Genomic DNA, 12735 nt, shown 5'->3' on the forward strand with positions numbered 1-12735 from the left:
CAGACGCATGGGCCTCCATCAGGCGCAGGGCCTCGGTCAGGCGCAGGGGCCTCCGTCAAGCGCAGGGGCCTCCGTCAAGCGCAGGGGCCTCCGTCAAGCGCAGGGCCTTCGCGTAGTGGCGGGGGCCGGGCGGCGGTCCATCGCCGTCCGGCCTCCGGCCGTTCGATCAGGCGGCCGAGGACCCCGAGGACGCCGGAGGCGTCGAGGACAGGCGTTCCTCGCCGGAAGCGTCCCCCAGTGGGATCCCGCGGACGCTGAGCAGGAACAGCAGCGCACACCCGCCCGTCAGGGCGATGTCGGCGACGTTGCCGACGAACAACCCGCCGTAGTCGATGAAGTCCACCACGTGCCCCTGGGCGAACGCGGGCGGGCGGAAGAGGCGGTCGAGCAGGTGGGAGGTGGCCCCGCCGAGCAGCGCGCCCAACCCCACCCCCCAGGCCGGCGAACGCAGCCGCCGGGACGCGTACAGGATGCCGGCGACCGCCCCGGCGGCGGCCAGCGCGAACACCCAGGTCACGCCTTCCCCCAGGGAGAACGCGGCGCCGGGGTTGAGCAGCAGCCGCAACGAGAGCAGCCGCGGGATCACGGTGATCTCCTCACCACTGGACAAAGCCGACATCGCCCAGAACTTGGACGCCTGATCGACCAGGAGCACCACCGCGGCCAGCACGATCATCCACGCGCGAGGCCGCCTTCCCCGGCTGGTCTCCTGCGGGCCGCGTTCGTCCGACACTCTTGCCTCACAATCCATGGCTTCTCGCCCCGAATCTACCGAACCTTGGTCACGGCCACGCTCACTCGGGGCGGCCACGCTCACTCAGGGCTGGGACGCCCTGCTGAGCAGCAGTTTCTCGGTGATCGGGGATTCGTGAGTGCCCTCGACCGTGCACGCGTGCGCACCGGCGACCGCGCCCAGTGCGACGCACTCGGGGATCGTCCGGCCGTTCAGGAGGCCGTACAGGAAGCCGGAGACGAAGGCGTCGCCCGCGCCGTTGCTGTCGGCCACCGGGCCGGGCAGGGGCGCGGCGGGAAAGGCGCGTACGTCGGCCGAGTCGCGGGTCAGGACGAGGCAGCCGTCCGCGCCCCGCGTGCAGACGACCGTGTGGGCGCGCCCCTCGGCGAGGATGTCGCGCATCGTGGCCGCCGGGTCGGCCAGCGCGGTGGCCGACAGGAACACCAGGTCGGAGCCGTAGGCGAAGTCCTTCTGGTAATCGGCGACGCCGTCCCAGTCGTGCAGGTCGGTGGAGATGGGGACGCCGTCGAGGTGGGGGTAGACGTGGCGGCAGAAGTCCATGATCGAGATGTGCGCGTGCCTGGGGCGCAAACCGGCGTACAGCTCGCGGGGCAGCCGCTCCCCCGGCGTGACCTTGGGGTCGTGCAGGGAGGTGCGCCGCCCGTCGGGGCCGACGAGCAGCACGCTGCGCCGGGTGCCCGCCTGCGCCACCCCCCACCTGCAGTCGATGTCGCGCAGGGCGTGCCTGATCAGCGCGCCCTGCGGGTCGTCGCCGACGAGGTCGGCGAAGGCGACGCCGAGCCCGAGCGCGTGGCAGCCGAGGGCGACCCCGGCCCCGGTGTTGCCGACGCGGTCGACGACGGGCGGCACGTGGTAGGTGTCCTGGTACGGCAGAGGCAGCTCGGGCACGTAGACAGTGGTGTCCACCCCGGCGCCGCCGAGGACCAGCACGTCAGGCGTCATCGGTGGGTCGGCCTTTCACAGAGAGCCTTTCACAGAGAGCGTCCGGGAGCCTTTCACAGAGAGCGTCCGGGATCAGCGGTTGACCAGCGGACCGGAACCGGTGGAGCCGCGCACGACCAGCTCCGGCTGGAAGATCAGCTCGACGTGCTTGGCCGGCGCGCCGCTGACCTCCTCCAGCAGCGTCTGCACGGCGGCCGAGGCCATCGCCCCGATCGGCTTGCGCACGGTGGTGAGCGGCGGGTCGGTGAACGCGATCAGCGGCGAGTCGTCGAACCCGACCACCGACACGTCGCCCGGCACCGCCAGCCCCTTCTGCCGGCAGGCGCGGATCGCCCCGAGCGCCATCAGGTCGCTCGCGCACACGATCCCGGTGCAGCCGCGGGCCAGCAGCTGCGCGGCGGCGGCCTGCCCGCCCTCGACCGAGAACAGCGAGTGGGAGATCAGGTCGTCGACGTCGGTGGCGCCGAGCAGGTGGGCCATCGCCTGCTTGTAGCCCTCGATCTTCCTGATCACCGGGACGAACCGGCGCGGCCCGAGCGCGAGCCCGACGCGTTCGTGGCCGAGGTCGACCAGGTGCTGGACGGCCAGCCGCGCCGCGAGACGGTCGTCGGGCGAGATGAAGGGCGCGTCGATGTGCTCGCTGTAGCCGTCGACCAGCACGATCGGCAGGCCGCGGTCGATCAGACGGGTGTAGCGGTCCATCCGGGCGGTGGTGTCGGCGTGCAGGCCGGAGACGAAGACGATGCCGCTGACACCGCGGTCGACCAGCAGCTCGGTGAACTCGTCCTCAGGGGCGCCGCCGGGCAGCTGGGTGCACAGCACGGGCGTGTAGCCGTGCTGGGTCAGCGCCTTCTCGATGGCCTGCGCGAACGCCGGGAAGATCGGGTTGTCCAGCTCGGGCGTGACGAGCCCGATGAGCCCGTTGCTGCGCTGCCTGAGGCGGGGCGGCCGCTCGTAACCCATCAGGTCGAGGGCCGTCATCACCGCCTGCCGGGTGCCTGCCGAGACGCCGGGCTTGCCGTTGAGCACCCGGCTGACCGTGGCCTCACTCACCCCGGCCTGGGCGGCGATGTCGGCTAGGCGAGCGTGACCGTTCATGGAACACACTTTACTTTCCACCAGGCGGCCGAATCGGCTGCTCCGGGGACATCGGAGGCGAGCAGCAGCTCTCCCTCGACGCCGAAGTCGACGGGCGCGCCGGTCAGATTGACGGTGCACAGCACGTCGCCGCGGGAGAAGACCAGTGTGCCCTTGGGCGAGTCGTGCCAGACCAGGTCGCCGTCCAGGGAGCGGCGCAGGCGCAGTGCGGCGCGGTAAAGCTCCAGGGTGGAGCCCGTGACGCCGTCCTGGGCCTGGACGCTGAGGTCCGCCCAGTCGGCCGGGATCGGCAGCCACGGGTCGCGCCAGCCGAGCTCGCGGGTCCACGGCAGCGGCACGCGGCAGCCGTCCCGCCCGCTGTCGGGGTCGCGCAGCCGCTGCGGGTCCTGGCACACCTCGTCCGGCAGGTCGAGCACCTCGGGAAGGCCCAGCTCCTCGCCCTGGTAGACGTAGGCCGAGCCGGGCAGCGCGAGGGTCAGCAGCGCGGCGGCGCGGGCTCTGGCCAGGCTGCCGTAGCGGGTGACGTGCCGCTTGACGTCGTGGTTCGACAACACCCAGGTGGTGGGCGCGCCCACGGAGCCGGCCGTGGCGAGCGAGGAGTCGATCACCGCGCGCAGCTCGGCGGCGTCCCACGGGGTGAACAGGTAGTGGAAGTTGAAGGCCTGGTGGAGCTCGTCGGGCCGGACGTACATGGCCAGGCGTTCGGCGGTGGGCGCCCACGCCTCGGCGACGCCGATGCGCTCGCCGGGGTAGGAGTCGAGCACCCGCCGCCAGGCCCGGTGGATCTCGTGCACGCCGTCGTTGTCGAAGTACGGCACCGGCTCGCGGCCGATCATCCTGGTCTGGTTCGGGTGGCCGATGTCGGGCAGGCCGGCCGGTTTGACCATGCCGTGCGCCACGTCCACGCGGAAGCCGTCCACGCCCAGGTCGAGCCAGAAGCGCAGGATCGACTCGAACTCGCCGCGCACCTCGTCGTCGTCCCAGTTGAGGTCGGGCTGGGCGGGGTCGAACAGGTGCAGGTACCACTGGCCGTCCTCGACCTGCGTCCAGGCCGGGCCGCCGAAGATCGACTCCCAGTCGTTGGGCTGGTCGCGGAAGATGTACCGATCGCGCCGCTCGCCGCGCAGCGCGGCCTGGAACCAGGCGTGCGCCGACGAGGTGTGGTTCGGCACGACGTCCACGATGACGCGCAGGCCGTGGCCGTGGGCCTCGTCGATGAGCGCCTTGGCGTCGGCCAGGGAGCCGAACAGCGGGTCGACGTCCCGGTAGTCGGCCACGTCGTAGCCGAAGTCGGCCATCGGCGAGGTGTAGAAGGGCGTCAGCCAGACGGCGTCCACCCCCAGCTCGACCAGATACGGCAGGCGATCGCGCACGCCTATCAGGTCGCCGACGCCGTCGCCGTTGCCGTCGGCGAAACTGCGCACGTAGACCTGGTAGATCACGGCGTCACGCCACCACATGTTCATGGATCTCCCCCCGGGTTTCCCGCACCATGAAAGCCCTTGCCGCAAGTTTACGCAAGCCCTTCCATGCACCTCGTATCCGGATTTATGGGTATACGGCCGCCTAAAACCCCTGGCCGAAACCCCTGCGGGTGAGATTCTTTATGTCAAGGGTGGACATCCAGCGTTAAGGCGCGATGTACTACCTCTTCAATCAGCCTCGTCACAGGTGACACGCGCGCAAGGTGTGGGCCCATGAGCTCGGTCGTTCTCGACAAAGTGACCAAGGTGTATCCGGGCGACTACCTGGCAGTCGACCGGCTGAGCCTGCAGGCCGAGGATGGCGAGTTCCTCGTCCTCCTCGGTCCTTCCGGTTGCGGCAAGTCCACGCTGCTGCGGATGATCGCCGGCCTGGAGGAGATCACGGAAGGCGATCTCTGGCTGGACGGCCAGCTCGCCAACCACCTGCCGCCGCGCGACCGCGACGTGGCCATGGTGTTCCAGAACGGCGCCCTCTACCCGCACCGGACCGTGCGCGGGAACATCGCCTTCCCCCTGGAGATCGCCAAGTCGGACCCGGCGATGGTGCGCGACCGCGTCACCGAGCTGTCGAAGGCGCTGCACATCGACGAGACGCTCGACCGCCGCCCCGGCACCCTGTCGGGCGGCCAGCGGCAGCGCGTGGCGATGGGCCGGGCGATCGTCCGGCAGCCGAAGCTGTTCCTCATGGACGAGCCGCTGTCGAACCTCGACGCCGGCATGCGCACCGAACTGCGGATGGAGATCTCCGCGCTGGTCAGGTCGCTCGGGGTCACCACGATCTATGTCACGCACGACCAGGTCGAGGCGCTCACCCTGGCCGACCGGATCGCGATCCTGAATCGTGGTGTCCTGCAGGACGTCGGCACTCCGGCCCAGATTTACAACGATCCAGCGACGGCGTTCGTGGCCGCCTTCCTCAACTCCCAGCAGTTGAACCTGTTGGCGGCCGGTGTCAGGACGCCGCAGAACCAGTACGTCATGCTCGACTTCGGCCCGCACCGGCTCACGATGCCCTGGAGCGATCCCAGGGCGTACGCGATCTCTCAGCACACGGGCGGGCAGGTGCTGGTCGGCATGCGTCCCGACGGGCTGGCGCCGGTGCCGGAGTCGTATGACGGGCCGTCCTTCTACGGGCGGGTGCGGGCGCTGGAGTACCACGGGCACGAGTGGCTGGCGTACCTGGAGTGCGGCATGCCGGCGATGCCGGTGCCCGAGCCGCCGGACCCGCGCGCCCGCCTCAACGGCGAGCGCGACGGCGCGGGCGGGCTGACCGGGATGGTGCGGCGGCTCTTCTCGCAGCGCGCGCAGGAGCACGAGGAGCAGGAGCAGGTCGGCCAGAACGTGGGCAGCGGCTTCCACCGCCGCTCCGACCTGATCGTCCGGCTGGGCAACCGGCCGATGTGGCGGGCGGGGGACGCGGCGAAGGTCGCGGTGGACCTGTCCCGTCTCATGATCTTCACCCTGGACGGCGCCCGCATCGACCCGCCGCGCCGCTGACCCCTGGCACGCTTCGAAAGCACAGCGGTACCGACGCCCTCGTCACCACCGTCGAGCGCACCGACCTGACGCCCCGCCGGACTCGCGCCGCACCCACCGTGCCGCGCGGGCCCGGCCTTCGCCATGCCCCGATATAGCCCCACCTTGACCAAGCGGACCCCGGTCCGTATCGTTGGCGACACTAAACGGACCGCAGTCCAGAAAGGTGTCCGCCATGTCCAGGTTGCTGCACATCTCCGCCTCACCCCGCGGCACGGAGTCGATCTCCGCCGCCATCGCCGAGACGTTCGTCCAGGAGTACCTCGCCACCCACCCCGCCCACACCGTGGACCGCTTCGACCTCTGGGACGGCACGCTGCCCGAGTTCGGCCCCGCCGCCGCCCGCGCCAAGATGACGGTGTTCGGCGGCGGCACCCCCGTGGGTGAGGAGGCCGAGGCCTGGGCCGCGGCGGTCAGGACGTTCGAGCGCTTCGACGCCTACGACCGCTACCTGTTCAGCGTGCCGATGTGGAACGCGGGCGTGCCGTACAAGCTCAAGCAGTTCATCGACGTGGTCAGCCAGCCCGCGATGATCTTCGATGTGCACCCGGAGACGGGGTACCGCGCGCTGCTGACCGGCAAGCGGGCGGCCGTCGTCTACACCAGCGCGGTGTGGGGGCCGCGGCTCGGCCCGGAGTTCGGCACGGACTTCCAGTCCACGTTCTTCGGCGACTGGCTGCGCTGGACAGGCATCGCCGACGTGCAGGAGATCCGCCACCACCCCACGCTCACCGGCTCCTACGACGCCGAGCGCAAGCAGGCCGACGAGCACGCCCGCCGCGTCGCCAGGACCTTCTAGACCGTCGCCGGGCTCCAGCGCGGACCGGCCGGGGTGTCCTCCACGGTCACGCCGCCGCGCGCCATCGCCTCGCGCAGCGCGTCCGCGATCTCGTACCGCCCCTCCCCCCGCAGCCGCGCGCGCAGGTCGAGCAGGGGTTCGACCAGGGGGCGCAGGCCGGCGGTCGCGGCGGCCCCGCCCAGCCGGGCGATCAGCAGCCGCATCAGCTCCCGGGCCTGGTCGACCCCGCCGGCGTCCTCCTCGGTGTCGGCCGCCCACGTGACGATCTCCGCCTCCAGGTCGAGCACGAGCCGCGCCGCCGCCGCCAGGTCCGGCTTGCCGACCGCGTCCTCGAAGGACTGCTCGCAGGAGTGGATCGTCTCCTCCAGCGTGACGGCGGGCCCCGCGGCGGCGCGGGCGGCGGGCGGTAACGGCGGGACCGCGCCGGACATGGCGCCCGCCGCCAGGTCACGGACGGCGGCCAGGCTCGTCCGCGTCCCGGCCGGCAGGACGGTCACCGCCCCCGGACGCCGTACGGTCAGGCCGCCGCGCCCGGCCACCTCCACCGCCTCCGACTCCAGGTCGATGATCAGCGCCGTGTGCTCGTCGAGCCCCAGGACGGCGGTCTCCGGCGGCAGCTCCCGCTCCATCCGCGACAGCCGCCGCTCGCCCAGGTAGCAGTAGCGGGTGTCGTGGGTGCCGCCCTCGGCGTTGTCGAAGTGCGGGATCAGCACGGCCCGCAGGCCCAGCGGCTCCAGCAGGCCGATGCCCTCGCGCCAGTGAGGCTCGGCGCCCACCTTGTAGATCTCGTAGACGGGCACGGTGGCCAGGCCCGCGGTGCAGGCGGCGGCCGAGGCCAGCACGGTCACCCCCTGCCGGGAGCGCACCCGGGCACGCAGGTCGCCGGCCACGCCGGAGGCGGCCCACCGGTCGAGCGCGTACGTGGGGCTGCCCGGCCCGGAGAACACCCAGTCGGCGCCCGTGATCGCGGTGGCCGCTTCGACCTCCAGCCCGACGCTGCGGGCGAAGTAGCGGCGGGCGCGGGCGGAGATGTCGGCGGCGTTCTCCTGGAAGGCGTAGGGCGTGTCGAGCAGCACGGCACGGGCGCCCGCGCGCAGCCCGCGGGCCACCGCCCGGTGGACCTCGACCATGGTCGGGCTCGTCTCCCCCGACCCCATGAGCACCAGCGAACCCGGCATGACCTCGGCCCCTTCCCACCCGCCGGCGACCGCGGGGGTCCCGGCACGCGCCCTGACCAGCCCGAGCCCGGCGAGAGCCCCGAGGAGGCCGCGCGACGGCCCGGCGGGGTCCGCGCCGATGACCCGCCCCCCATCTTGCACTCCACGAGCCGGCGGCACGAGCCCGGCGACCGGATCGTGCGGCCTACACGGTCTACACGGTGTGCCCCGAGCCGTCGCCCTGGCCGCCCGCGGCCGAGGCTCCCGTGACGGGGACCGCGCGCGGCGCGGCGCCCGCGGCGGCGGACCGCCTGGAGACCCGTCGGCCCAGCGCCTGCATGGGGCGTTCGACGTAACGGTAGGAGAGCGCGCTGACGGCCAGGATCAGCGCCAGGGCCAGCCCGGCCATCGCGAGCTGGTACGGCAGCGGCGCCCGCCGCAGGTCGCCGGTGACCTCCACGAAGTACTTCAGCAACGGATGGTGCACCAGGTAGAGCGAGTAGCTGATCAGCCCGAGCCAGGTGAGCACGGCGGGCAGCCGCCGCCCGCGCAGCGCCATCGCGCCCGCGAAGGTGGCCGCCGCCAGCGCGATCGTGGTCAGCCACACGTCGGCCTCGACCCACCACCAGCCGCTCTCGATCGCCCACACCGGAGCCACGACGACCAGCGCCGCCGTCACCGCGACAGGCCAGAGGCCGCCGCGCCCGCGCTCCCAGCGGTGGATCGCCGTGCCGGCGAACATGACCGCGACCACGGCCGCGCCCAGCCACGGCACCCGGCTGCTCAGCAGCAGCAACGCCAGCGCCATCAGCCCGAGCAGGCACGCCGCGGTCCGGCGGAACCAGCCGCCGACCACGCAGGCGAGCCCGGCGGCGAACACCGCGCACGACACGTACGCCGGCCATCCGCCCCGCAGCACCGCCCCCGACACCACCAGACCCACCGCCACGGACGCCCCGGCGAACAGAACGGACACCAGCCCGCTGCGCTCGTGCGCCCCGATCAGGAACAGCGCCGTGACCAGCAGGTAGAACACCATCTCGTACGACAGCGTCCACATCGTGTCGGCCACGCCGCCCACGCTCACGACGTCGAGCAGCATGGTCGCGTGGGCCGCCACCGCGCTCCCGTCGCGCGGCACGCCCTCGCGCACCGGCACCCACCAGGACGCGGCCAGCACCAGCGCGATCACGGCCAGGTAGAGGGGGTAGAGGCGGAAGGCACGGCTGGCCCAGAAGGCCCGCACGTCACCGTGGCGTTCCAGTGAGGTCGGGATGATGTACCCGCTGACCAGGAAGAACACCAGGATGCCGTAGACGCCGAGGCTGAACCAGTAGGGGCGCAGCGCGGGCAGGAACCACGGCAGCAGGTGCTCGGCGACCACCGCGAGCGCGCCGATGCCGCGCAGGGCGTCGAGCCAGGCGAGCCTGGACGGCGCGCCCGGCGTGGTCGTGTGGGGGGTCGCGGCGGTCGGCACCCGCCCCAACTTACCCGCAGCGGGCTAGGTGATGCGGTGGGTCGTCAGGGACGCGTGGTGGTCGGCTCCGTCGGGGCCGCAGGGGTCGGTGTGGACGGTGGCGGCGCGCAGGCGCGGCAGGTCGTGGATCAGGCGGTGCTCGGCCTCGACCGCCACGGCGTGGGCGTCCACGACCGACATGGCGTGGTCGACCAGGATCTCGACCTCGGCGTGCAGGGCGTGGCCGAGCCAGCGCAGGCGCACCGAGCCGACGCGCTCGACGCCGGGGACGCCGGCCAGGATGCGTTCGGCCTCGTCCAGCAGGGCGGGGTCGACGGCGTCCATGAGGCGGTGGTAGATCTCGCGGGCGGCGTCGCGCAGCACGAAGCAGATGGCGACCGTGATCAGCAGGCCCACGACCGGGTCGGCGATCGGGAAGCCGAGCGCCGCGCCGCCCGCGCCGAGGAGCACGGCGAGGGAGGTGAAGCCGTCGGTCCTGGCGTGCAGGCCGTCGGCCACGAGCGCGGCCGAGCCGATCTGGCGGCCCACGGTGATGCGGTAGCGCGCCACCCACTCGTTGCCGACGAACCCGGCCAGCGCGGCGGCGGCGACCCAGCCGAGCGCCCGGACGTCCTGGGGCTCGACGAGCCGCCGGACGGCCTCGTACCCGGCGAGCGCGGCCGAGGCGGCGATGAGCACGACGATGACGATGCCCGCGAGGTCCTCGGCCCTGCCGTAGCCGTAGGTGAAGCGGCGGGTGGCGGCCCGGCGGCCGAGCGAGAACGCGATGGCCAGCGGGACGGCGGTCAGCGCGTCGGCCAGGTTGTGCAGGGTGTCGCCGAGCAGCGCGACCGACCCCGACGCCACGACGATCACGGCCTGGACCACGGCGGTGAGCATGAGGACCGCGAAGGACACGGCCAGCACGCGCATGCCCCGGCTGCTGGACTCCAGGGCGCCGTCGGTTCTGGCGGCGCTGTCGTGGCTGTGCGGCGTTAACACGTGCGCGGCCTTGGCGGCCAGCGCCCTGAGCCCCCGCCGCTCCCCCGGACCGTGCCCATGCCCGTGGCCGTGGCCATGACCGTGACCGTGGCCATGACCGTCACCGTGGCCATGACCATGGCCGTGCGGATGGGTATCGGAGTCAGACATGAGCACCCCTTCGCTTGCGCTTCTCGTCCGCTCCGGCCAGGATATGTAGTCATGTACGCACGCGACAACGTCTCAGGTGCGGACCACTCGCAGGAGCAACCCACTCCCGCCCAGGTCAACGCCGCCGTGGACGCCTTCCGCATGCTCAGCGACGCCACCCGGCTCCGGCTGATGTGGGAACTGTCAGCCGGTGAGCTGGACGTGAACTCCCTGGCCGAGGCGGTCGGCGCGGCGCGCCCGTCGGTGTCGCAGCACCTGGCCAAGCTCCGGCTGGCCGGTCTGGTGGACACCCGCAGGGACGGCCGCCGGGTGCTCTACCGCGCCCGCGACGGGCACGTGCGGGCGCTCATCGCCGAGGCGCTGTCCCATGCCGACCACGAGGTCTCGGGGCTGCCCCGGCACGACTAGCTACCAGCCCACCCGGCCCTTGCCGGAGACGAGGGCGCGGGCGATCACCAGCCGCTGCACGTCGTTGGTGCCCTCGCCGATCGCCATCAGCGGCGCGTCCCGGTAGAGCCGTTCGACCACGAACTCCTGGGAGTAGCCGTAGCCTCCGTGGATGCGCATCGCCTCCAGCGACGCCTTCAGCGCCACCTCGGAGGCGAAGTACTTGGCCATGCCCGCCTCCATGTCCACCCGCTTGCCGCCGTCGGCCTGGGCGGCGGCCCAGTACGTGAGCAGCCGGGCGGCCTGGATCTCGGTGGCCAGGTCGGCGAGCTTGAGCTGGACGGCCTGGAAGTCGGCGATGGGCTGCCCGAACGCGGTGCGCTCGCGCGCGTACTCCAGGGCGGCGTCGTAGGCCGCCTGCGCGACGCCGACCGCGCGGGCGGCGATGTTGACCCGGCCGATCTCCAGCCCGCCCAGCACCTGCTGCATGCCGCGCCCTTCGACGCCCCCGAGCAGCGCCGAGACCGGCACGCGCACCTCGTCGAGCACGACCTCGCAGGTCTCGGTGCCCTTGTAGCCGAGTTTGGGCAGGTCGCGGCTGACGCCGAAGCCGGGTGAGGCGGGATCGACGAGCAGCACCGACATGCCCTTGTGGGCGGGCTCGGTGATCGAGGTCTTGACCAGGACGGGCAGCGGGTCGGCGTGCCGGGCGTTGGTGATCCACGTCTTGGTGCCGGTCACCACGTAGTGGTCGCCGTCGCGGACCGCGCGGGTCTGGATGCCCTGCAGGTCGGTGCCGGCGCCGGGCTCGGTGAGCGCGATGGCGGTACGCCGGACGCCCGCGGCCAGGTCGGCGAGGTGGAGGCGTTTCTGCTCGTCGGTGCCGTGTCTGGCGATCATCCAGCAGGCCAGCGAGTGGGAGCCGATCGTGCCGGCCACGCCCATCCAGCCGCGCGCGATCTCCTCGAAGACCAGCGCGAAGGAGACCATGTCAGCGCCGAGGCCGCCGTACTCCTCGGGGACGGTCAGCCCGAACAGCCCCATCTGCTTCATCTTCTCGACGATCTCGGTGGGTTAGCGGCCCGAGTGCTCCCACTCGGTGGCCACGGGCAGGATCTCCTTCTCCACGAAGGCGCGCAGGGTCTCGCGGAAGGCCTTCTGCTCGTCGGTCAGCTCGAAATCCATGGCCTCAGGTCCTCTGCGCGGGAGGGACGGTCGAGGCTCACGTTATTCGTCTGATGTTTGGCCGGTCAATCGTTCGGGCGCGCGAGCGGCCAGCTTGGCGACGACGTCCACGATGCGGACCGCGCGTTCCAGCTCGGCCCGGTGGAAGACGGGCCCGCCGGCGCGGGCGACGACGACGTGCATGCCCTGCGGGACGAGGGGCAGCAACATCAGCCGCAGGTCCGCCGAGTCCAGCGTGATCGCGCGCGGCGGCGGGTCGGGCAGGTTCAGCACCTCCGGCGCGGCCATCGAGGCGTGCCGGACGGCTCCGTCCTCGACCGCGACCGACCACTCGGCGCCGCACAGCGCGGGCAGGGCGTCCACCAGCGTGGCCAGACCGCGTGCCGGTTCCGTCGCCACGTGCATGAGCAGGTCGTAGTCGGGGGCGGAGCCGGGCACGTCGCGGGTGGGCCAGACGCCCTCGACGCGTACGCCCGGCGTCGCCGACAACCGCTCGCAGACCTCCGTCGCGCTGATCGGGCCCGGCCAGGACACGATGAAGTCGTCCACCGCCCGGCCGGTCTCCCGTTCCAGCACGGTGACCTGCAGGATGTCGGCGCCGAGTGTCCCCAGCGCCTTCGCGACCTGGCCAAGGCCGCCCGGCCGGTCCGGCAGGGACACCCTCAGTCGCAGCAGCATTGGCCGCCCCCTTTCCCAGAGGCTCTCACAGTGCCGTGGACAGGTTTCGCGCATGTTCCACGGATATGTCGCGCATGCTGCGCTTATATCCCAGGATCCGGCGCTAA

General features: G+C 72.3%; 12 protein-coding genes and 1 pseudogene. 3 read left to right on the top strand and 10 right to left on the bottom strand.

The features are described from left to right. Positions 1-166: 166 nt before the first annotated feature. The 4 genes from ACFYUV_RS18360 to ACFYUV_RS18375 form a co-directional block, all read right to left on the bottom strand. Positions 167-733 carry a signal peptidase II gene (locus ACFYUV_RS18360; protein ID WP_387669799.1) on the bottom strand — a complete coding sequence of 189 codons (567 nt, stop codon included), beginning with the start codon at positions 731-733 and terminating at the stop codon, positions 167-169. 84 nt (positions 734-817) lie between these two features. After that, entirely contained in the window at positions 818-1696 is an 879-nt protein-coding gene (locus tag ACFYUV_RS18365; RefSeq protein ID WP_387669801.1) for a carbohydrate kinase family protein, read from the bottom strand. 72 nt (positions 1697-1768) lie between these two features. Further along, the gene (locus ACFYUV_RS18370; RefSeq protein ID WP_352328468.1) at positions 1769-2794 is read right to left on the bottom strand and encodes a LacI family DNA-binding transcriptional regulator; all 1026 of its coding nucleotides are present in this window, start codon (positions 2792-2794) and stop codon (positions 1769-1771) included. After that, on the bottom strand, positions 2791-4260 hold the full coding sequence (locus ACFYUV_RS18375) for a glycoside hydrolase family 13 protein (RefSeq protein WP_387669803.1): 1470 nt from the start codon (positions 4258-4260) through the stop codon (positions 2791-2793). Before ACFYUV_RS18375 ends, ACFYUV_RS18370 begins: the two co-directional genes overlap by 4 nt. Before the next feature lie 231 nt (positions 4261-4491). Between ACFYUV_RS18375 and ACFYUV_RS18380 the strand changes: the two genes are divergently transcribed. Next, positions 4492-5775: an ABC transporter ATP-binding protein gene (locus tag ACFYUV_RS18380; RefSeq protein WP_387669804.1), complete on the top strand. Its 1284-nt coding sequence runs from the start codon at positions 4492-4494 to the stop codon at positions 5773-5775. Positions 5776-5989: 214 nt separating this feature from the next. Further along, positions 5990-6613: an FMN-dependent NADH-azoreductase gene (locus tag ACFYUV_RS18385; protein WP_387669806.1), complete on the top strand. Its 624-nt coding sequence runs from the start codon at positions 5990-5992 to the stop codon at positions 6611-6613. On the opposite strand, the gene ACFYUV_RS18390 is transcribed toward ACFYUV_RS18385, so the two are convergent. The 3 genes from ACFYUV_RS18390 to ACFYUV_RS18400 form a co-directional block, all read right to left on the bottom strand. Then, the gene (locus ACFYUV_RS18390; protein ID WP_387669807.1) at positions 6610-7791 is read right to left on the bottom strand and encodes a hypothetical protein; all 1182 of its coding nucleotides are present in this window, start codon (positions 7789-7791) and stop codon (positions 6610-6612) included. The genes ACFYUV_RS18385 and ACFYUV_RS18390 overlap by 4 nt on opposite strands. 193 nt (positions 7792-7984) lie before the next feature. Further along, complete coding sequence (locus ACFYUV_RS18395; protein WP_387669808.1) at positions 7985-9247, bottom strand: acyltransferase family protein; 1263 nt, start codon at positions 9245-9247, stop codon at positions 7985-7987. 24 nt (positions 9248-9271) lie between these two features. Continuing rightward, positions 9272-10378, bottom strand: coding sequence for a cation diffusion facilitator family transporter (locus ACFYUV_RS18400; RefSeq protein WP_387669810.1), 1107 nt, complete (start codon positions 10376-10378; stop codon positions 9272-9274). Between the two features lie 51 nt (positions 10379-10429). Between ACFYUV_RS18400 and ACFYUV_RS18405 the strand changes: the two genes are divergently transcribed. Further along, positions 10430-10786 (top strand): metalloregulator ArsR/SmtB family transcription factor, encoded by a 357-nt coding sequence (locus ACFYUV_RS18405; RefSeq protein WP_357969218.1) that lies wholly within the window; start codon positions 10430-10432, stop codon positions 10784-10786. Here the strand turns inward: ACFYUV_RS18405 and ACFYUV_RS18410 are convergent, their stop codons facing one another. The 3 genes and pseudogenes from ACFYUV_RS18410 to ACFYUV_RS18420 all read right to left on the bottom strand — a co-directional run bounded on the left by ACFYUV_RS18410 (position 10787) and on the right by ACFYUV_RS18420 (position 12628). Then, the gene (locus ACFYUV_RS18410; protein WP_387670375.1) at positions 10787-11254 is read right to left on the bottom strand and encodes an acyl-CoA dehydrogenase family protein; all 468 of its coding nucleotides are present in this window, start codon (positions 11252-11254) and stop codon (positions 10787-10789) included. It abuts the gene before it with no gap. A 57-nt stretch (positions 11255-11311) separates the two neighbouring features. Further along, positions 11312-11950: pseudogene (locus tag ACFYUV_RS18415) on the bottom strand (acyl-CoA dehydrogenase family protein); the annotation flags it as partial. A 42-nt stretch (positions 11951-11992) separates the two neighbouring features. Continuing rightward, positions 11993-12628, bottom strand: coding sequence for an amino acid-binding protein (locus tag ACFYUV_RS18420; RefSeq protein WP_387669811.1), 636 nt, complete (start codon positions 12626-12628; stop codon positions 11993-11995). Between the last annotated feature and the right edge of the window lie 107 nt (positions 12629-12735).

Origin of the sequence: Nonomuraea sp. NPDC003560 (assembly GCF_042878785.1) — a bacterium.
Classification (GTDB): Bacteria; Actinomycetota; Actinomycetes; order Streptosporangiales; family Streptosporangiaceae; genus Nonomuraea.